Source organism: Sandarakinorhabdus sp. AAP62, from assembly GCF_000331225.1.
In the GTDB taxonomy this organism is placed as follows: Bacteria; Pseudomonadota; Alphaproteobacteria; order Sphingomonadales; family Sphingomonadaceae; genus Sandarakinorhabdus.
In genome coordinates, this window is record NZ_ANFY01000004.1 from 56,454 (window position 1) to 75,813 (window position 19,360).

Consider the following 19,360-nt stretch of genomic DNA (forward strand, 5'->3'; position numbering starts at 1 on the left):
CCAAGCCGACCTTGTGACAATGGAGTGGTTTCGCGGCGCGCGCGTCCTGCTAGCGTGCCCGCTTACATCGGGAGGGACGGGCAATGGCAGGCGTGATGCGGGTGGTGATCGGATTGATCGGTGCGTTCAATATCGCCATCGGCCTGGGTTTCCTGCTCAATCCGGCGCAATTGGCCGGGCAATTCTTCCTGTCACCGCTGGGCAGCCAGGGTCTGGCGACGCTGCGCGCCGATTTCCCCGGCTTTTTCATCACCGGCGGCACCTTCGCGCTGATCGGCGCAGTGAAGAAGGATGGCAACGCGCTGCTGGTGCCGCTGCTGCTGCTCGCCATCGCCATCATCGGCCGCGGCGTTTCGCTGGCCATGGACGGCACTGCACCCACCGCCTATCCGCCGATGATGATCGAAGCCGTGATGATCGCGGCGCTGTTGCTGGCGCGGCGCAGCTTTGCGCGCTGAACCTGGGCGCTCAATCGGTCGCGCTTTCGTCTCTGCCGGGCGCGCTGGACGCTGTTGCAGGGCATTTGGTAATATTTGGCAGGTGGCATCGTGCGGGCGGCAATGGCAGGCTGGCCGCCAATTTAATTCGGGGGCATGAAGCGTGCCAGAAGCTGCGGAGATTGATGGTCGGCGCCTGCGCTCGGTGGCGAGCCGGGATCGCATCATCAACGCCGTGATCGAGTTGGTCGATGAAGACCAGGGCATCCCCGGAGCCGAGGTGATTGCCGCCCGCGCCGGCGTGGGCCTGCGATCGGTATTCCGCCATTTCGGCGATATGGACGGGCTGTATGTCGCCGTCATCGATCGCATCGGCCGGCGCTACACCCATCTTTCCCGGCCCTATGAAGCGACCGATTGGCAAGGCCAGGTGCGCGAGGCGATGGCCCGGCGCATGGAGATGTTTGAAACCGTGCTGCCCTATCGCCGCGCTGCCGACATGCATCGCCAGCGCTCACCGCTGCTCGATCATGGCCTGGATGCGCTCACGCTGATGCTGCGGGTCCGGCTGGAAACCGCGGTGGGGGCAGAATTACGGGCGGATGATCTGTGGTTTGAGCAACTGGATCTGTGGCTCAGTCTCGAAGCCTATGGGCGGCTGCGCGATCGCCAGCGGCAGGATCATGCCGGAGCGGCACGGGTGATCGAAGCGGCCGTATCCGCACTGTTGGCGGCCAAGCGCTGACCGGCTGATTTTCTTTGCGCCATTTGGGGCTGGCGGTTAAAGCGTGGCGCTTTCCACAGGTCCGGTTCCGGGTGAGAAGGGCGAAAAGGCCATGGCAAGCGAAGCGGCGCCGCTGGTTGGCATCATCATGGGCAGCCAGTCTGACTGGCAGACGATGGTGCACGCCGCCGATATTCTCGTGGCGCTGGGCGTGCCCCATGAAGCCCGCATTGTTTCCGCTCACCGCACCCCGGATCGCCTTTTCGATTACGCCAGGGGCGCTGCCGCCAAGGGCCTGCAGGTGATCATCGCTGGCGCCGGCGGCGCGGCGCATCTGCCCGGCATGGCAGCCAGCATGACATCGCTGCCGGTGCTGGGCGTGCCGGTGGAATCGCGCACGCTGAAGGGCATCGACAGCCTGCTTTCCATTGTCCAGATGCCGGCCGGCGTGCCGGTGGGCACCTTTGCCATCGGCAAGGCCGGCGCGGTGAACGCGGCCTTGCAGGCAGCGGCCATCCTGGCGCTGAACGACGTGGCGCTGGCCGGGCGGCTGGCGGCGTGGCGGCAGGCGCAAACGGATGCGGTGGCGCTGGCGCCCTCGGACGATCTGCCCTGATGCTGGCGCCGGGATCGACCATCGGTATCCTTGGCGGCGGCCAGCTCGGCCGCATGCTGGCGCTGGCTGCAGCCGAGCTGGGCTATCGCTGCCATATCTTCGCACCGGAAGCCGATACGCCGGCCAGCGAGGTCGCGGCTGTCACCACGCGCGCCGAATATGGTGATGCAGCAGCGCTGCAGGCCTTTGCCGCGGCGGTGGATGTCGTCACGCTGGAATGGGAAAATGTCGACCGCGAGGCGGTGCGGCAGCTGGCGGCGCATGTGCCCGTGCATCCCGGCGCGCACAGCCTTGAGGTGGCGCAGGACCGCATGGCGGAAAAACAGTTCGTCGAATGGCTGGGCGGGCGTACCGCCACTTGGGCGCAGGTCGACAGCCGCGAGGCGCTGGATGCGGCCATCGCCCATGTGGGCCTGCCGGCGATCCTGAAGACGCGGCGGTTCGGCTATGACGGCAAGGGCCAGGCGCGGCTGATGGTGGCCGGCGATGCCGATGCGGCGTGGGCGGCGATTGGCGGCCAGCCGGCGATCCTCGAAGGCTTCGTGAATTTTGCCCATGAATATAGCGTGATCCTGTGCCGCGGGCAGGATGGCAGCATCGTCGATTGGCCGGTGCCGGTGAATTTGCACAAGGGCGGCATTCTCGCCACCTCCACGCTGCCGCCACCGGCACTGGTGCGCGCGCAAGCCGGCGAAGCTGTGCAGCTGGCCCGCACCGTGGCGGAAAAACTCGGCCATGTCGGTGTGCTGACCTGCGAATTCTTCGCCTGCAAGGATGGCCCGCGCTTCAACGAGATGGCGCCGCGCGTGCACAACAGCGGCCACTGGACGATCGAGGGCAGTGCCACCAGCCAGTTCGAAAATCACATCCGCGCCGTGGTGGGCCTGCCGTTGCGCCCGACGTCCTTGACCTCAAGCCGGGTCGAAATGACCAACCTGATTGGCGACGATGTCGCTGCCTGGCCGCGCCTGATGGCCGAACCCACGGCCCATGTGCATCTTTACGGCAAGGCCGAGGCTCGGCCCGGCCGCAAGATGGGGCATGTCACCCGGCTGGGGAAATAGGGCTCAGCGTGGTTTGACTACCGGCGCCTTTGGCGCATTCGGGGCGAATGCGGTGCCGAAATAATCGCCTTCATACCAGCGCGGCGCGGTGCGGCCGTTGGCGAGATTGCGGATGATCGCGGTGTTGAGCCGAGTCCATTTCGCCGCCGCCGCCCAGTCGAACGGCAGATCAAGCTGGTCGGAAACTTCATGATAGCTGTTGAGGCGGAACGTCCGTTCGGCATCCTTGCAGGCCATGCCGCCCTTGGTGTCGGTCCAGCCGGTTTTCAGGAACACGCTGGGCACGCCCTTGCGCACGAAGGGATAATGATCCGACCGGGTGAACACCGCTTCTTCCGGCTGCGGATCGGGGGACAGGCCCAGTTTCATCGCCTTGGCAGCGGCGGCCACCACCGGGCCGATGGTGGAACGATCGCCGCCAAAGGCCACGACATCGCCGAAATCGCAGGTGAGGATCGGCATGTCGATGTTCACGTCGGCCACGATGCGGCGCATGTCCACGGTTGGCTGGCGCGAGAAATAATCGGCGCCGAGCAGGCCCGATTCCTCCGCCGTGGTGGCAAAGAACAGCACGGAGCGTTTCGGCGGTGCCTTCACCAGCGCCGTGGCGGCCTCCATCATGGTGGCGGTGCCGCTGGCATTGTCCATGGCGCCGTTGAAGATGCGGTCTTCACCCGGCTTGGGATTGGCCTTCACGCCCACATGGTCGCTGTGGGCGGAAATCACCACGATTTCGGCGGCCAGTGTCTTGTCGGTGCCGGGCAGCAGACCGAGCACGTTGGGGCTGGAAATACGCTCCAGCCGGGTGGCGCGGTTGATCTTGAAGCGGCCCTGCAACGGGAAGCCCTTCAACGGGCCTTTGGCGGCAGCAGCCTGCACGTCGGCAAAGCTCATGGCGGAACCGGCGAAGATGGCGGCGGCGGCGGCATCATCGATGCTGGCGCGCACCTTCAGGCCGGCGCCATCGCCCAGCGCCTGGCCATCCGGGCCCAGCAGCACCCGGCGCGGCAAGCGGGCGCGGGCTGAGAATTTTTCCCACGGCAAACGCGCCGCTTCCTTCAGGGTGCGCACGGTGATGAGGCCAACGGCGCCGGCCTGCAGCGCCGCGATGCCCTTGGAGGTGCGGGCGAGGTGCGCCGCGACTTCGCTGTTCATGCTGTCGGGCGCGCCGGCCAGCACCACGGCATATTTGCCTTTCAGATCCATGCCGGCGAAATCATCGATGCCTTGGCTTTTGTCCTGCAGGCCGTAACCCACGAACACCATCTCGCCGCTGATGCTTTCCGGGCCGGCGAGGTCACCGGGCGCCAGCACCAGGCCGACACCATTCTCGAGCGTGAGCGTCTTGCCCGCCGCGGTTTCGATCACCGCTGTCTCGCGCTCGCTGGCGAAGCGGCTTTCGGCGAAGTTCACGCGCTGAAACCACGTCCCGTTGTCGCCGGCCGGTTGCAGGCCGAGGCGGGCGAAATGCTGGGCGATGTAATTGGCGGCAATCTCGTGGCCTGGCGTGCCGATGCCGCGGCCTTCCAGAAGATCATCGGCCAGAAAGGCGACATGGGCGCGGAACGAGGCCGCCAGCGGATCGGCTCCAGTGCCTTTGGTTGGGGCGGGAGCGGCTGCGGCGATCAGCGGCAGGGCGGCGATGAGGGGGAGAAAGCGCTTGTTCATTGGCGTTGCGTATCAGGCAGGCTAAGCCGGTGCAAACTGCAAGATATGGTGAGGATGTGATGAATTTCCGCAAGCTGCTGGTGGCCTTGGCTGCTGCAACCATGTTGGTGCAGCCGGTGCTGGCGCAAGCGCCTGCCCAACCGGCCAGCATCGCTGCGCTGGTGCGCCAGGTGAACGTGCCCTACGAACAATTCACCCTGCCCAACGGCTTGCGCGTCATCGTACACACCGATCGCAAGGCGCCGATCGTGGCGGTCAGTGTCTGGTATCACATCGGTTCCAAGGATGAGCCCAAGGGCAAGACCGGCTTTGCCCATCTGTTCGAACATCTGATGTTCTATGGCAGCGAGAACAACGACGGCGTGTTCTTCAAGAAGCTGGAGGATGTGGGCGCCACCAACGCCAACGGCACCACCTGGTTTGACCGCACCAACTATTACGAGAATGTTCCGACGCAGGCGCTCGACCTGGCGCTGTTCCTCGAATCCGATCGCATGGGCTGGCTGCTGGGCGCCGTCACGCAGGCCAAGCTCGATGCCCAGCGCGGCGTGGTGCAGAACGAAAAGCGCGAGGGTGACAACGCGCCCTTTGGCCTCACTGGCTATGCCACGCTGAAGGCGCTGTTTCCCGATGGGCACCCCTATGCCCACGATGCCATCGGCTCGATGACCGATCTCAACGCCGCCAGCCTTGCCGATGTGCAGAGCTGGTTCCGCGCCAATTATGGGCCAAACAACGCGGTGCTGGTGCTGGCGGGCGATATCGATGCCGCCACGGCGCGCCCGCTGGTGGAAAAATATTTCGGCGCGATTGCGCGCGGACCGGACGTGATGCGCCTGCCGGCCCCGGTGCCGCGCTGGACGCAGGAACGTCGCGAGACCCTGTACGACAAGGTGCCGACGCCGCGCGTGTCGCTGCACTGGCCGGTGCCGGGCCGCAACGACCGCGATGCCGTGCTGACCGATGTGGCGCTGACCGTGCTGGCCGGCGGCGCCTCCTCGCGGCTGTACAACGAACTGGTGCGCACGAAGAAACTGGCCGTGGCGGTGAGCGGCGGGGTGCAGGCGTTCGAGAAGGTCTCCCTGGCCGAGATCGAGGTGACGCTGGCGCCCGGCGTGAAGCCGGAGGCCGTCGAAGCCGCCGTGAAGCAGGCGCTGGCCGATTTCATCGCCAGCGGCCCGAGCGCCGATGAAGTGAGCCGGGTCGCGACCCGCAATGTCGCCAGCACCATCCGTGGGCTGGAAGCCGTGGGCGGTGGCGGCGGCAAGGCGGCGGCGCTGGCCGAAGGCCTCGTCTATGCCGGCAATCCCGAACAATATCGCATCGAACTGGGCTGGTATGCCAACGCCGCACCAGCCGACGTGCAGGCCGCCGCGCGGGCGTGGCTGACGGCCAGCGCCTATGTGCAGACCGTGCTGCCGGGCGAGCGCCCGGCCGCCGAAGACGTGCCGCCGCCGCCGAAAGTCGCTGCGGTTGCCGCGCCAGCCAAGGGCCCGGCCCGCATGGCCGAACCCGCGGTGGGCCAGCCGCCGCTGCTGCAATGGCCGGCGATCGAGCGCTTCACCCTGGCCAATGGCCTGAAAGTCGAACTCGCCCGCCGCACCACGGTGCCACTGGTGCGGATGCTGCTCAGCGTCGATGCCGGCATGGCAGCCGATGAGCGCAGCCGGCTGGGCATCCAGTCGCTGGCGCTGAACCTGATGGACGAAGGCGCCGCCGGCCAGAGCGGCCCGCAGATTGCCGAGCTGCGCGAGCGGCTGGGCGCCGGCATCGGCGCGTCGCCAGGCATGGACCGCACGCGGCTGAGCCTTGATGCGCTGAAATCCAATCTGGGCCCGTCGCTGCAGCTGTTTGCCAATGTCGTGCAACGCCCTGATTTCCCGCCCGCCGAAATCGAGCGGGTGCGCGGCCAGATGCTCACCGCCCTGCAACAGGAAGCCAGCTCTCCAGTGGGCATCGCCCGGCGCATCCTGTCCCCCGCCCTCTATGGCCCCAACCATCCCTATGGCGCGCCGCCGAGCGGGCTTGGCACCGCCGACAGCCTGAAAGCCATCACCCGCGACGAACTGGTGGCCTGGCACAAGCGCTGGATCCGCCCGGATCGCGCCACTCTGTTCGTGGCTGGCGATATCACCGCGGCCGAACTGAAGCCGCTGCTCGATGCCGAATTCGGCCAGTGGCAGGCCGATGCGTCGGTCGCCGCCGGCACCGTGGCCGATGTCGCCCCCGCCGCCCCCCAGCCGGCGCGCATCATCCTGGTGGATCGCCCCAACAGCCCGCAAAGCCTGATCCTGGCCGGCACGCTGCTGCCGATCACCGGCAGCCAGGATCTGATCGCCGAACGCGCCGCCGCCGATGTGCTGGGCGGGCTGTCTACCAGCCGCATCAACATGGACATCCGCGAAGAAAAGAACTGGGCCTATGGCGCCTTCGCCGGCCTGACCGATGGCAAGGGGCCGCTGACCAGCCTGATCTATGCGCCCGTCCAGACCGACCGCACCGCCGACAGCATCAAGGCGATGATCGCCGATATCGCCGCCATCCGCGGACCCAAGCCGATCAGCGATGAAGAACGCGGTCGCAGCATCGCCAATTCGGTGCTGGCCCTGCCCGGCGAATTCGAACGCGGCAGCGCCTTTGTGTCGGCGATGGAACGCAACCAGCTGCTCCGCCGGCCCGACGATTATTACGTCACCGCCGCCCGCCGCCTGGGCGCGCTGACCACGGCCGATCTCAATCGCGCGGTGCAGTTGTTCGATACGGATAAATTGCTGTGGATCGTGGTGGGGGATCGGGCGAAGGTAGAGCCGCAGCTGAAGGCGCTTGGGCTACCGCTGGAGGTGCGCAGCGCGCCGTAGAAGGGGGCCTCCGGCGGGCAGGGACTCGTCCCTGCACCCGTTTGATTTGCGCTAGCCCTTCATTGTTTAGGCCTGTCATGCTGGCGAAGGCCAGCATCCACTGCCGTGCCAGGAATCTGACGGGAGCTTCGCGCGACACAGTAGATGCTGGCCTGCGCCAGCATGGCCGGGCTTGTTGACTGCGGAACCCGGCCCAAAAACAAAGGCGGGCGGGGTGTGAAGCCCCACCCGCCCGATCTTGTTTGGCAGCGCCGGTCTGGCGCCGAGACGCTCAGGCCGCGACGACTGCCTTGCGACGGCGGGCAACTGCGCCCACCAGGCCGAAGCCAGCGATCAGCATGGCCCAGCTCGACGGTTCGGGAACCACGCCGCCGGCGAAGCCGATCTGCTGGAGGCCGCGCTGGGCAATGCCATCACCAAAGGTGCTGGTGGTGATGCTGATGCGATTGCCAGCACCACCGCAAACGCCGTTGCCAACGAAGCAGATGAAGTTGATGCTGGAGCCGATGTTCGGGTTCTGGAACAGGGCGAGGCCGGAGCCGCTGAAATCGAAGAACAGGCCGCTGGCCGTCGCGGTCAAGGTGGCGCCTTGCACCACCCTTTGCGAGTTGACCGGGCCGTTCAGCGTGAAGTTCACGCCATTGTCGGCCAGAGCGAAATTCCAGTCGACGATATTGGCGGTGCTGATGGTGCCGATGGTGCCGTCCGTCTTGATGAAGCCGACGGCGCCGAGCGTCGAATTGCCGACATTGATATTGTAGGTGATGGCCGCGGCCGGAACGGCGGCGAGCAGGGCAGCAACCGAAGCTGCGGATACGAATGCGCGAATCATGACTATTCCCCCGTGCTTTAACAGAGGCTTTACGGTGTCATTGTGCTAACCGAATGTCAACATTAGTTGAAATTTGGTTAATATTTGACCGTCTCTTGATCGCTGTGCCGGCGAGTCTGTCGGCGGCCCTGCCCACATCACCCCGGGACATGATCCGGGGCGGTGGTCCTCAGACGTCTCCTGCCACGATCCGCCGGATCACCTTCACGAAGGTCGCTGGCGGCTGACCACCCATGATCGCGTATTTGCCGTTGAAGATGATGGCCGGCACCGCGTGGATATCCTGCTCCTCGCGCCACCAGGCTTCGGTCGCACGGACCTCGTCGCCATAGCGGCCGCTCTCCAGCACTTCGCGGGCAGCGGCGGCGTCGAGGCCCACGCTGGCGGCCGCGCGGACCAGGGTTTCCGCATCGTTCAGCGGTTCGGCGTTGCTGAAATGGGCGGTGAACAGCGCCATTTTCAGCGCATGCGCGCGGCCGGCCTTTTCGGCCCAGTGCAGCAGGCGGTGGCAATCGAAGGTGTTCCAGATCATCGAATCCGGGCCGCCCTTGAAGCTGAAGCCGAGGTTTTCGCCCATCTGCTTGATGTGGCTGCGGGCGGCGGCGCCTTCTTCCGGTGGGCGGCCATATTTGCGCTGGATATGCTCGGCGCTGTTCTCACCTTCGGGGGGCATCTGCGGGTTGAGTTCGAACGGGTGGAAATGCCAGTCGGGCGTGACCTCGTCCGCCAGTTCGGCCAGCGCCTGTTCGAGGGATTTGAGGCCGATCACACACCACGGGCAGACGACATCGGAGACGAAATCGATGCGAAGCGGGGTGGTCATTGCGGTGCGCTCCTAGAAATCATGGCCGGGCGGCACGTGATGCGGCGGGGTGGTGGCGGGATCGCCAAGCATGACACCGGCAACGCGCGTCGCATAGCGGCTCCATTGCCGATTGTGGTGTTCGGCGCGGGTGGCGGGCAGGTTTCCGGCAAAGCGCGGGTCCTGCGGGCGGGTCTGGCCATCGATATACCAGGCGACATCCCAGGCCTGCTGCACGGAAAGCGTGCCGGCGTTGCCCACCGGCATGTTGGCGCGAATGAAGGCGGCGGCCTTGTCCACCTGGGCCATGCCGGCGCCCCAGTTGTAGCTGGCCTTGCCCCACAGCGGCGGGTTGATGATGGTGTCGCCATCACGCAGGCCCTGCCCGTCTTCGCCGTGACAGGCGGCGCAGGTTTCGGTGAACACGGCACGCCCGCGCGCATCATTGGGCGGCAGCGGCGGTACTGCGATGGCGGGGAAGCCGCGCCCCGGTGGCGACACGCCAATGCGCTGGCTCTGTGCCAGCCAACCGGCATAGGCGCTCACCGCCAGCAGCACCTCGCCGCCCAGCGGCGGCGGTTTGCCGTTGATCGAATAGATGAAACAATCCTGCACGCGCTTTTCAAAGCTGTTCATGCGGCGGTTCTTGTCGCGCCACACCGGGAAATTGCCGAACGCAGCCCACAATGGCGCGGCGCCGGCCGTGCGCCCGGCATCGAGATGACAATTGGTGCACCTCAGATCATTGCCGACATATTGCGGTGCGGCGGCGCGGGTGTTGGTGATGATATCCAGCCCGCGCCGGATGGCGTCACCGTCCGGGCCGGCGGGAATGGCGGTTTCGGGCGGCGGGGTGGCCGGATCAGCTGCAGCGATGCCGGCGAGGGCCGCCACAGCCAGAAGGGGAAAGCGCCAGCGCATGCGCCTTGGCTAGCGCAGGCGGGCAGGCGGGGAAACTCTCAATCGTTCGCAGCGCCGAAGCGTTCGGCATAGCGGCTGGTGATGCGATCGACCGGCATCACCACGAACACATCCACCGTGTTGAACTGGCGATCAACAAAACCGCCATCGCCCACCATGGCTCCGACCCGCAAATAGCCCTTCAGCAGCGGCGGCAGCGCGCGCGACGCGGCGCGGCCATCAATGGCGGCGGCGTCGAGCCGGTTCATCTCCACCCGGTGCGGCGGCAGCGCGCTGGCCCGTAGCGAGGGCGGCGCGAGATGGTTGTGATACAGCCACGACAATTCGGCCAGGTGCAGCGTTTCATCGGCGCCATGCAGCGAGGCGCAGCCGAACAGATGGCCGATGCCGTGCTGGGCGAGATAGGTGGCGATCCCGCGCCACAGCAGCGAGATGGTGGCGCTCGTCCGCCATTCCGGCGCGACGCAGCTGCGGCCGAGTTCCAGCAATTGCCGGCCCGGTGCCGATTGGGCGATCAGCGCGGACAGGTCGAACTCGCCGGCCGAATAAAAGCCGCCATTCGCCATCGCCACGTCCTGGCGCAGCAGGCGATAGGTGCCAACCACGCGCGGGCGCAGCGCATTGGCATGATCGATCACCAGCAGATGATCGCACACCAGATCATAGGCATCGATGTCGCGGCGCACGCGGGCCATGGCCGGGGTCGGCTGCGCGCCCATCTCGTCATAGAAAATCGCATAGCGCAGCGCCTGCGCGGCGGCGATTTCGGCTTCGCTGGCGGCAAGCCGCACTTCGAGCAGGCCGGCGCGGTGGATGGGGGCGGCGTGGGCGAGCAGGGCGGCCGGCAGTTCGGTGGCCAAGGAGTGGTGTGGCGCAAGAGCAAGGGTCATCATCGGCTCCACTGGTTTGGTGGGCCATAACGCAGGCGTGTGACAGGCACGTGGCCGCAGCGTGACAGGCAGGTTGCCACGACGTTACACGCCGGTTGCAGTTTCAACCGTGTCATCCGCCACCACCAGCCCGGCCCGCCACAGCCACAGGAAGATCAGCACGCCGGGCAGCGCCAGTGCCGTGGTGAGCCAGTAGAAATCGACATAGCCCAGCGCCTCGATCAGCGCGCCGGCGGTGCCGGAGGAGAAGGCGCGGCCCAGTATGGCAGCCGCCGACGACAGCAGCGCGAACTGCGTCGCCGTGAAACGCCGGTCACACAGCAGCGCCAGCCAGGCCCCGACCGTGACGCCACCGATGCCGCTGGCGAGATTTTCAAAGCCCTGCACGGCGGCCAGTGCCCACACGTCGTGGCCGATGAGGGCGAGGCCGGCATAGGCGGCGTTGGAGACGCCCATCAGGATCAGCGACAGGAACACCGAAGCGGCCAACCCGATCCGCTTGTAGATGAGGCCGCCGAGGAAGACGCCGCCGAGATAGCCGAACAGGCCGAGCGAGACGTCGTAGAAGGCGACTTCTTCCTTGGTGAAGCCCAGATCGTTGTAGAACAATCGCACCGAAAGCTGGCAGACAGTGTCGCCGATCTTGTGGACCAGCACGAAGGCCAGCACGATCCATGCGCCCTTCCTGGTGAGAAAATCCGCCAGCGGCGCGATGATGCTGTCCCTGATGGCCGCGGCCAGCCCCTTGCCCGATTGCGGTGCCGGCGGGCGTTGCGGTTCGCCGAGCAGGGCAGCGGCGATCAGCGATGGTGCAAACAGCAGCACGGCACTGGCATAGGCCAGCGCCCAGCTGCCCTGCGCTGCCAGCAGCAGCGCGCCGGCGCCGGCGAGATAGCTGCCCATGCGCCAGCCATATTGCGTCATGCCGCTGCCGGCGCCCATCTGGTCCACCCGCAGCCATTCAATGCGGATGGCGTCGATGACGATATCCAGCGTGGCGCCGGCAAAACCCACGGCCACGGCAGCAGCGGCAAACAGCGCCAGATCGGCGGTGGGATCGAGCAGACCCAGCCAGGTGATGGCGGCGCTGGCCAGGATGATGGAGACGACCAGCCACGCCCGGCGCTGGCCGATGAGCGCGGCCAGCACGGGAATGCGCACCCGATCGATCAGCGGCGCCCACAGCGGCTTGAAGCTGTAGACCAGCAGCGCCAGCCCGAAGGCCGTCACCGATTTCTTCTCGATGCCGCTTTCCGCCAGCCGCGTGGTGAGCGTGGCGGCGATCATCGCATAGGGCGTGCCCGATGCCATGCCGAGCGCCAGCGCGCCCAGCGGCCCGGCTTCGAAATAGGGACGGATGGCGGCTGTGAGGGAGCGGTTGGAGGCCATGCCCGGCACCTTGGCGAGGACCACCGGTTTACGCAATGGGCGGCAGTTTCACCCGTTTGTCCCGCCCGGTTTCGCCGCGCACGATGGCGAGCGATGATTTCGGCACGCCCAGCGCTTTGGCCAGCAGCGCCAGCACGGCGGCATTGGCCTTGCCGGCTTCGGGCGTCGCCGTCACCCGCAACTGCACGATGCCATCGGCGATGGTCAGCGTATCGGCGCTGGCGTTGGGCGTGACGCGCAGCATCAGGCAGTGCTGCGTGTCGGCCAACGCGCGCAAGGCATCGGCGGCGGGGAGGGCGGGCTTGCGGGCCATGGCGGCAACTGGGCGCGCGGAGGGCAGGCGAGTCAATATTTGCGCTTTCCGCCGCCGCTGCCGGCCTCTAGACACGGCGCAACCAAGAGGAGGGTCCCCCAAATGAAATTCACCACCCGCATCGCCGTTCTGCTTGCAGCGCTGGCCCTGCCCGTTTTGCCGGCCTTGGCGCAGGCGCCAGTGGCCGCTGTTGCCCAGGCCGAAGACGCCAAGCTGACGGCGTTTCTGGATGGCGAATTTGCCGAATATGTGAAGGGCCAGCCGCAACTGGCGACGCGGTTGGGCATCAAGGCTGGCGGCGACAAGTGGAACGACACCAGCGATGCCGCAGCGGACGCCCAGGTGGCGTGGCGGCAGGCCAGCGCGGCGCGGATGAAGGCGACGATCGACCGCGCCAAGCTGTCGGGCGAGGGCCAGGTGAACTATGACATCTGGGCGCTGGAGGCCGAGCGCGCGGCGATGCAGAACAAGAACCGCGTCTACAGCCCGCCTTTTTATTCGCGGCTCTATTCGGCGCACAGCCAGTTGCCGGATTTCCTGATCAACACGCACACCATCGCCGACGCGAACGATCTGAAGAACTATATCGCCCGCGTGCGCGGCATGCCGGCCGTGCTGGACATGGCCATCGCCCGCACCAAGGCCAGCGAAGCCGCCGGTGTGCGCGCGCCGAAATTCCAGGTGGAATCCATCATCGCCGGCGCAACGGTGCTGACCAGCGGTGCGCCCTTTGGTGAAGGCAAGGATGCCGCCCTTTGGGCTGATGTGAAGGCCAAGACGGAAAAGCTCGTCGCCGCCGGCACAATGTCGCGCGCCGAAGCCGATGCGCTGCTGGCCGAGGCGCGCACCGCCATTGCCGATCTGAAGCCCGCCTATGGCCGGGTGATCGATTGGGCCAAGGGGGCGCTGGCCACCGCGCCTTCCGGCAAGGTGGGCGCCATCACCCTGCCGGGCGGCGCGGCCTATTATGCCACCGCGCTGAAGCTGAACACGACGACCGATCTGACCGCCGATCAGATCCACGCCATCGGCCGCAAGGAAGTCGCGCGCATCGAGGCCGAACAGGACGCGCTGGCGCAAAAGGCGGGCCTGAAGGACCGTCACGCCTTCTACGCCCAGCGCGCGCAGCTGTTCCCCGACAAGCCCTACGATGATGCCGCGCGCGAAGCCTATCTGAAGGAGGCCAATCGCTTCGTTGGCCATGTCCGCAGCCTGCTGGGCCCCTGGTTCGGCACGCTGCCGGCCTATGGCATCGAGGTGGTGCGCGAACCGGCCTTCAGCGAAGTGCCCGGCGGCGCCGCCCATGCCAGCGGCCCCAGCCCGGATGGCAAGCGCCCGTCGCGCACCTTCGTGCACCTGGTGGGCACCATGAAGGACCCGGCGCAACTTTATACGCTGATGTGTCACGAGGCCGTGCCCGGCCACAACATGCAGGGCGATATCCAGGTTCGGCAGAAGGGCGGGCCGAAGTTCCGCGCCATCACCGGCTATGTCGCCTTCGGCGAGGGTTGGGGCCTGTATGCCGAGCGCATGTGCGCCGAGATGAACGCCTTCCCCGATGTGGCCGCCGATTTCATGCGGTTGAACGCCGAACTGTTCCGCGCTGCCCGGTTGGTGACAGACACGGGCATCCACGCGCTCGGCTGGACCGAAGAGGAAGCGGTGAAGTATCTCAATGAAACCGGCCGCGCCGAACCCGAAATGGCGCGTTCGGAAGTGCGCCGCTACATCACGCTGCCGGGCCAGGCCACCGGTTACAAGATCGGCATGCTGAAGATCATGGAAGTGCGCGCCAAGGCCGAGAAGGCGCTGGGGCCGAAGTTCGACATCAAGAGCTTCCACGATCTGCTGATCGCGTCGGGTTCGCAGCCGCTTTCGATCATGGAACGCCGCGTGGATGACTGGATTGCCGCCCGCAAAGGGTGAGGTTTACGGCGGCGGGCAGGGCGGATAGCGTCACCCTCAATCAAGGGGGACTGACATGATCCGAAAATTGCTCGCCGCCAGCCTGTTGGCGTCTGCCGCACCGGCCTTTGCCGCCGCGCCGGCGCCGCTGAAAGACGCCGCCGCCGCCATTGTCGACGCGCGCGCCGGCGAACTGGCCAACATGATCGACCAGCTGTTCAGCTTTGCCGAACCGGGCTTTCAGGAGGTGCGGACCAGTGCCTATCTGACCGGCATTCTTGAGAAGAATGGCTTCACGGTGACGCGTGGGGTGGCGGGCATCCCCACCGCGTTCACGGCGACCTGGGGAGAAGGCGGGCCGATGATCGCGCTGGGCAGCGATATCGATGGCTTGCTGGGCCTCTCCCAGACGCCGGGTGTGCCGGGGAACAAGCCACTGGTGGCTGGTGCGCCCGGCCATGGCGAAGGCCACAACAGCGGCCTGCCGATGATGATCGTCGCGGCGATTGCGGCCAAGGACGTGATGCAGAAGAACGGCATCAAGGGCCGCATCATGCTGTGGCCGGGTGTGGCCGAGGAACTGGTGGCGACCAAGGCCTATTATGTGCGCGCCGGCATGTTCAAGGATGTCGACGCCAATCTGTTCGCGCACGTGGGTGACGGGCTGGAAACCACCTGGGGGCCGCTGGCCTATACCGCGTCACTGAGCGTGGAATACACGTTCAAGGGGCTCACCGCGCACGCCGCCGGCAACCCGTGGGATGGCAAGAGCGCGCTGGATGCCGTGGAGCTGATGAACGACGGCTGGAACATGAAGCGCGAGCATCTGCCGCCCACGCAGCGCAGCCATTATGTGATCACTGGCGGCGGCAACCAGCCCAACATCGTGCCCGACAAGGCGAGCGTGTGGTATTATTTCCGCGATCTCAGCCTGCCGGTGGTGAAGACCATGTATGACGCCGGCAACCGCATCGCCGCGGGCGCCGCGCTGATGACCGATACCAGCGTGACGCGCCGCGTGCTGGGCCATGCCGCCACCAACTATGGCAACAAGCCGATCGCCGAAGCCGCCTTTGCCAACATGAAGGCCGTGGGCCTGCCGCAATGGAGCCAGGCCGATCGGAATTTCGCCCGCGCCGTGCTGGCCGGCTTTGGCCGCAAGGACAAGCCGCTGGCCACCGATGGGCCGCACCTGTGGTCGCCGGACAATCCCAATCCCGATCGCGGCGCTGGTTCCGATGACATCGGCGACATCATGTGGACGGTGCCGACCATCACCCTGGTCTATCCGTCCAACATTCCCAATATTTCCTATCACAACGTGATGGCAGCGGCCGCAATGGCCACGCCGATCGCCCACAAGGGCGCGGTGACCGGTGCCAAGGTGGCGGCGATGACGATCCTGGATCTGATGACGACTCCGGAACTGGTGGCGGGCGCCAAGGCCTGGCAGCAGGAGGTGCAGTTCAAGACCGAGCGTTACCAGCCGCTACTCGGCCCGGAGGATCAGCCGGCCATCCACCTCAATGCCGATCTGATGGCGAAGATGCGCCCCCAGATGGAAAGATATTATTTCGATTCAAAGAAGTACAAGTCGTATCTGGAACAGCTTGGAATCGATTACGAGAAGGCGGGGGCAAATCCAAAAAACTAGCTTTCGTTGATCGCGGAACGGAGTCACCATCCGGCCATGGATATCGCCTTCAAACCGCGCCACCCGACGCCCGGCCAGCGGGCGCTGGCGGCCGGCATTCCGGCGGCGGCGGGCAAGCCGGCTAGCGGGGTGATGCGGGAGATTCCGGCCAGCGCCTATACCTGCCCCGATCATTTCGCCCGGGAATGGAACCGGGTGTTCAAGCGCCTGCCTGTGGTGATCGCCCCGTCGGCGTTGCTGCCGCAGGCCAACATGGCGGTGCCGCATGATGGCTTTGGCCTGCCGCTGCTGATCGCGCGCGACGGCAAGGGTGTCGTGCGGGTGTTCATGAACGTCTGCCGGCATCGCGGCACGCGGCTGGTGGAAGGGTGCGAACTGGTGAAATCACCGGCGCTTGTCTGCCCCTATCACGCCTGGAGCTATGGCACGGATGGCAGACTGAAGGGCCTGCCGCGCGCCGAAACGTTCGCGGGGCTGGACAAGAACACGCGCAATCTTGTCGAGATGCCGAGCGTGGAAGCGGGCGGGCTGATCTGGGTCGGGCTGGACTGTGATAATGCGCCAGATTTCAGCCTGGCGGCCGGGCCATTGGCGGCCGATTTCGATGCCATCGGTTTTGGCGATCAGTATCTTTATGCAAGGCGCACGCACAAGGTTGCGGCCAACTGGAAGCTGATCATTGACGCCTTTTCCGAGAGTTATCATGTGCTGCGCCTGCACGCGAACAGCATCGCGCCCTTCTTCCAGGATGGCGTGACCACCGGCGATCGCATCGGCCCGCATTCACGCTCCGCCGTGGCGCGGCTGACGGCGCTTGAGGGCATGGATCTGGATGACATGCGCGACCTGCGGCGCACGATGACCTTCACCTATAATCTCACCCCCGGCACGGTGATCGTGGCCAGCCCGGATTACATCAACATCATGGTGGTGATGCCGCGCGGGGTGGACGAGACCTGGGTCGAGGATTTCATGCTGATCCCCGAGCCGCCGAAGGATGAAAAGGCGGAACGGCACTGGGCGAAAAGCTGGGCGCTGCTCGATGGCGCGGTGTTCGGTTCGGAAGATTTCCGCGCTGCCGCGCTCGGCCATGAAGGGCTGAAATCCGGCGCGGTCGATCATCTGCTGATCGGCGGGCTGGAGCAGGGCATTGGCACGCATTACGACACGCTCGCCGGGTTGATGGCCGAATAAGCCGCGTTTTTCCGCGTCGGCCCCTTGCAAAAGCGTGTCGCAATCCTAACACAGTAGCAAGCAGACGCCGCTGCTGGTAGGCTGGCGCGTCAACAGGTGAGGAAACGCATGTCGGAAGAAGTCGCCATCAAGCTGGAAGCCCCCGTTGCGGTGAGCGCCATCGCGCCGACCAAGGCCGCTGGCCTGGTGCCGCTGAAGGATCAGGAAAAGGCCCAGCTTGAAACCAAGGTGGAAGCCTTCATCGACGAACTGGTGGCGATTGATGCGTCCAGCCCGGAATTCGGCAAGAAGGTCGATGCGCTGGCCAATCTGGGCGCCACCGAAATCGCCCGCGCCGCCGCCCAGTCCAACCGCTTTCTCGATCGGCCGACCCGCGCCATCAACAAGGAAACCGGCATCGGTGCCGATCTGGTGCAATTGCGCAAGATCGTCGAGGATCTCGATCCCGGCAAGAATGGCAAGCTGCAGGGCCGCAAGAAATTATTTGGTCTGATCCCGTTTGGCGGCGACAAGTTGCGGTCGTATTTTGACAGCTACAAGAGCGCGCAGGGCAACATCAACGCCATCCTGGGCGCGCTGAAAAGCGGCAAGGACGAGCTGCTGAAAGACAATATCGCCGTCGATGATGAGCGCACCAAGCTGTGGGACGCGATGGGCAAGCTGGAACAGATGGTCCACATGTCCAAGGTACTGGACGCCAAGCTGGAAGAGCGGGCGACCGAACTGGATGTCGTCGATCCGGCCAAGGCCAAGGTGATCCGCGAGAATGCGCTCTTCTATGTGCGCCAGCGCACGCAGGACCTGCTGACCCAGCTGGCCGTTTCGGTGCAGGGCTATCTGGCGCTCGATCTCGTCAAGAAGAACAATATCGAGCTGATGAAGGGCGTGGACCGCGCCAGCACGACGACGGTGAGCGCGCTGCGCACCGCGGTGACCGTGGCCGAAGCCATGACCAACCAGAAACTGGTGCTGGAACAGATCACCTCGTTGAACGCCACGACGGCGGGCATCATCGATTCCACCGGCGAGTTGCTGAAGACCAACACCGCCACCATCCATGAACAGGCGGCCGCCTCCACCATCCCGGTGGAAACGCTGCAGCGCGCGTTCCAGAATGTCTATCAGACGATGGACGCCATCGACAATTTCAAGCTGAAGTCGCTGGAAGCCATGAAGACCACGGTCGACACGCTGTCGGTCGAGGTCGAGAAGAGCCGCGCTTATGTGGCGCGCGCGCAGGGCCAGGCCGAAGCCCAGATCGCCGGGCCGCAGTCCAGTCTGACCGCTCTTACCTGATATGGCCACAGGCGCACCGTTCGACGAAGCCGAAGCCCGCCGCCGCCGCCTGGCGCGGGCCGAAGCCATGCAGATGGCGCGCAGCCGGCGCTGGGAAAAGCGCAAGGCCAACATGGCCACGCGGGTGACGCGCGGCATGATGACCTTTGGCGCCACGCTGGCGGCGCTCACCGTCTATGGCTGGATGTCGGGCGGACTGGGCATCGGCCTGTTCCTGCTGTCGCTGCTGCTGCTGCCGATGGCCGGCATTGCCGGCATGTTGCTGCCGGTGGGCGGGCCTGACGCTGACGATATCGACAAGGCGCCGCCGGCCGAACTGCCGGCCATCACCGAGGCCTTCCTCGATCGCCAGCGCAAGCAGTTGCCGCGTTTGGCCGCACCGCAGCTGGATGCGATTTCCGTGCAGCTGGCGGCGCTGGAAAAGCAGCTGGCCCGCGTGCCCGCCGATCACCCGGTGGCGCAGGATATTGGCCGCCTGCTGGGCAATCATCTGCCCGAACTCGTTGATCGCTATACCCGCATCCCGCCGCTGCAGCGTACCGGGCTGGTCGAACATGATGGCCGCACCCCCGAAGCCACGGTGATGGATGGCTTGAAGACGGTCGAAGCCGAACTCGCCCGCGCTTCCGCCACGCTTGCGGAAAGCGATCGCGATGGCCTGCGAGTGCAAGGCAAGTTTCTGGAGGCCCGTTATAACGAGGGCCAGAGCGTGCCACGATAAAGTACAGATTGGAAAAATTCCAATATTGGCCGGCTTGCCAGCGTTGAACGCGGCGGCAATATCTTCGGTGTGGTGA

17 protein-coding genes are annotated in these 19,360 nt (G+C 65.8%); 10 read left to right on the top strand and 7 right to left on the bottom strand.

Annotation, left to right across the window (positions count from 1 at the left end):
- The first annotated feature begins 83 nt into the window (after positions 1–83).
- From D619_RS0103635 to D619_RS0103650, 4 genes are all read left to right on the top strand, one after another.
- Complete coding sequence (locus tag D619_RS0103635; RefSeq protein WP_017667209.1) at positions 84–458, top strand: hypothetical protein; 375 nt, start codon at positions 84–86, stop codon at positions 456–458.
- Positions 459–600: 142 nt separating this feature from the next.
- The gene (locus D619_RS17095; RefSeq protein ID WP_017667210.1) at positions 601–1,182 is read left to right on the top strand and encodes a TetR/AcrR family transcriptional regulator; all 582 of its coding nucleotides are present in this window, start codon (positions 601–603) and stop codon (positions 1,180–1,182) included.
- Between the two features lie 91 nt (positions 1,183–1,273).
- Positions 1,274–1,777 carry a 5-(carboxyamino)imidazole ribonucleotide mutase gene (purE, locus tag D619_RS0103645; protein WP_026090682.1) on the top strand — a complete coding sequence of 168 codons (504 nt, stop codon included), beginning with the start codon at positions 1,274–1,276 and terminating at the stop codon, positions 1,775–1,777.
- Positions 1,777–2,841: a 5-(carboxyamino)imidazole ribonucleotide synthase gene (locus tag D619_RS0103650; protein ID WP_017667212.1), complete on the top strand. Its 1,065-nt coding sequence runs from the start codon at positions 1,777–1,779 to the stop codon at positions 2,839–2,841. The genes purE and D619_RS0103650 overlap by 1 nt, the downstream gene beginning before the upstream one ends.
- Positions 2,842–2,844: 3 nt before the next feature.
- Here D619_RS0103650 and D619_RS0103655 read toward each other — a convergent pair whose 3' ends face one another.
- Complete coding sequence (locus D619_RS0103655) at positions 2,845–4,509, bottom strand: M28 family peptidase (protein ID WP_017667213.1); 1,665 nt, start codon at positions 4,507–4,509, stop codon at positions 2,845–2,847.
- Between the two features lie 59 nt (positions 4,510–4,568).
- Here D619_RS0103655 and D619_RS0103660 point away from each other — a divergent pair, with 59 nt between their 5' ends.
- The gene (locus D619_RS0103660) at positions 4,569–7,367 is read left to right on the top strand and encodes a pitrilysin family protein (protein WP_017667214.1); all 2,799 of its coding nucleotides are present in this window, start codon (positions 4,569–4,571) and stop codon (positions 7,365–7,367) included.
- A 271-nt stretch (positions 7,368–7,638) separates the two neighbouring features.
- Here D619_RS0103660 and D619_RS0103665 read toward each other — a convergent pair whose 3' ends face one another.
- From D619_RS0103665 to D619_RS0103690, 6 genes are all read right to left on the bottom strand, one after another.
- Positions 7,639–8,199, bottom strand: a complete 561-nt coding sequence (locus D619_RS0103665) for a PEPxxWA-CTERM sorting domain-containing protein (RefSeq protein WP_017667215.1) — start codon at positions 8,197–8,199, stop codon at positions 7,639–7,641.
- 169 nt (positions 8,200–8,368) lie between these two features.
- Positions 8,369–9,022 (bottom strand): DsbA family oxidoreductase, encoded by a 654-nt coding sequence (locus tag D619_RS0103670; RefSeq protein WP_017667216.1) that lies wholly within the window; start codon positions 9,020–9,022, stop codon positions 8,369–8,371.
- A gap of 12 nt (positions 9,023–9,034) precedes the next feature.
- Complete coding sequence (locus D619_RS15455; RefSeq protein WP_017667217.1) at positions 9,035–9,922, bottom strand: c-type cytochrome; 888 nt, start codon at positions 9,920–9,922, stop codon at positions 9,035–9,037.
- Between the two features lie 38 nt (positions 9,923–9,960).
- Positions 9,961–10,782 carry a GNAT family N-acyltransferase gene (locus D619_RS0103680; protein ID WP_017667218.1) on the bottom strand — a complete coding sequence of 274 codons (822 nt, stop codon included), beginning with the start codon at positions 10,780–10,782 and terminating at the stop codon, positions 9,961–9,963.
- 114 nt (positions 10,783–10,896) lie between these two features.
- Positions 10,897–12,201: an MFS transporter gene (locus D619_RS0103685; RefSeq protein ID WP_026090684.1), complete on the bottom strand. Its 1,305-nt coding sequence runs from the start codon at positions 12,199–12,201 to the stop codon at positions 10,897–10,899.
- A 28-nt stretch (positions 12,202–12,229) separates the two neighbouring features.
- The gene (locus tag D619_RS0103690; RefSeq protein WP_017667220.1) at positions 12,230–12,514 is read right to left on the bottom strand and encodes a DUF167 domain-containing protein; all 285 of its coding nucleotides are present in this window, start codon (positions 12,512–12,514) and stop codon (positions 12,230–12,232) included.
- 102 nt (positions 12,515–12,616) lie between these two features.
- On the opposite strand from D619_RS0103690, the gene D619_RS0103695 reads away from it, so the two are divergent.
- The 5 genes from D619_RS0103695 to D619_RS17100 all read left to right on the top strand — a co-directional run bounded on the left by D619_RS0103695 (position 12,617) and on the right by D619_RS17100 (position 19,284).
- Positions 12,617–14,440, top strand: a complete 1,824-nt coding sequence (locus D619_RS0103695) for a DUF885 domain-containing protein (protein ID WP_017667221.1) — start codon at positions 12,617–12,619, stop codon at positions 14,438–14,440.
- A gap of 55 nt (positions 14,441–14,495) precedes the next feature.
- Entirely contained in the window at positions 14,496–16,073 is a 1,578-nt protein-coding gene (locus D619_RS0103700; RefSeq protein ID WP_017667222.1) for an amidohydrolase, read from the top strand.
- Positions 16,074–16,109: 36 nt separating this feature from the next.
- Positions 16,110–17,267 (top strand): aromatic ring-hydroxylating dioxygenase subunit alpha, encoded by a 1,158-nt coding sequence (locus D619_RS0103705; protein ID WP_017667223.1) that lies wholly within the window; start codon positions 16,110–16,112, stop codon positions 17,265–17,267.
- A 108-nt stretch (positions 17,268–17,375) separates the two neighbouring features.
- Positions 17,376–18,563: a toxic anion resistance protein gene (locus D619_RS0103710; RefSeq protein ID WP_017667224.1), complete on the top strand. Its 1,188-nt coding sequence runs from the start codon at positions 17,376–17,378 to the stop codon at positions 18,561–18,563.
- A gap of 1 nt (position 18,564) precedes the next feature.
- Complete coding sequence (locus tag D619_RS17100; RefSeq protein ID WP_017667225.1) at positions 18,565–19,284, top strand: hypothetical protein; 720 nt, start codon at positions 18,565–18,567, stop codon at positions 19,282–19,284.
- Positions 19,285–19,360: the final 76 nt, after the last annotated feature.

Bases quoted from the DNA above. Each gene is read 5' to 3' on its own strand.
- D619_RS0103635 (WP_017667209.1), top strand. From the start codon at position 84: ATGGCAGGCGTGATGCGGGTGGTGATCGGATTGATCGGTGCGTTCAAT.
- purE (WP_026090682.1), top strand. From the start codon at position 1,274: ATGGCAAGCGAAGCGGCGCCGCTGGTTGGCATCATCATGGGCAGCCAG.
- D619_RS0103650 (WP_017667212.1), top strand. From the start codon at position 1,777: ATGCTGGCGCCGGGATCGACCATCGGTATCCTTGGCGGCGGCCAGCTC.
- D619_RS0103655 (WP_017667213.1), bottom strand. From the start codon at position 4,509: ATGAACAAGCGCTTTCTCCCCCTCATCGCCGCCCTGCCGCTGATCGCC.
- D619_RS0103660 (WP_017667214.1), top strand. From the start codon at position 4,569: ATGAATTTCCGCAAGCTGCTGGTGGCCTTGGCTGCTGCAACCATGTTG.
- D619_RS0103665 (WP_017667215.1), bottom strand. From the start codon at position 8,199: ATGATTCGCGCATTCGTATCCGCAGCTTCGGTTGCTGCCCTGCTCGCC.
- D619_RS0103670 (WP_017667216.1), bottom strand. From the start codon at position 9,022: ATGACCACCCCGCTTCGCATCGATTTCGTCTCCGATGTCGTCTGCCCG.
- D619_RS15455 (WP_017667217.1), bottom strand. From the start codon at position 9,922: ATGCGCTGGCGCTTTCCCCTTCTGGCTGTGGCGGCCCTCGCCGGCATC.
- D619_RS0103685 (WP_026090684.1), bottom strand. From the start codon at position 12,201: ATGGCCTCCAACCGCTCCCTCACAGCCGCCATCCGTCCCTATTTCGAA.
- D619_RS0103690 (WP_017667220.1), bottom strand. From the start codon at position 12,514: ATGGCCCGCAAGCCCGCCCTCCCCGCCGCCGATGCCTTGCGCGCGTTG.
- D619_RS0103695 (WP_017667221.1), top strand. From the start codon at position 12,617: ATGAAATTCACCACCCGCATCGCCGTTCTGCTTGCAGCGCTGGCCCTG.
- D619_RS0103700 (WP_017667222.1), top strand. From the start codon at position 14,496: ATGATCCGAAAATTGCTCGCCGCCAGCCTGTTGGCGTCTGCCGCACCG.
- D619_RS0103705 (WP_017667223.1), top strand. From the start codon at position 16,110: ATGGATATCGCCTTCAAACCGCGCCACCCGACGCCCGGCCAGCGGGCG.
- D619_RS0103710 (WP_017667224.1), top strand. From the start codon at position 17,376: ATGTCGGAAGAAGTCGCCATCAAGCTGGAAGCCCCCGTTGCGGTGAGC.
- D619_RS17100 (WP_017667225.1), top strand. From the start codon at position 18,565: ATGGCCACAGGCGCACCGTTCGACGAAGCCGAAGCCCGCCGCCGCCGC.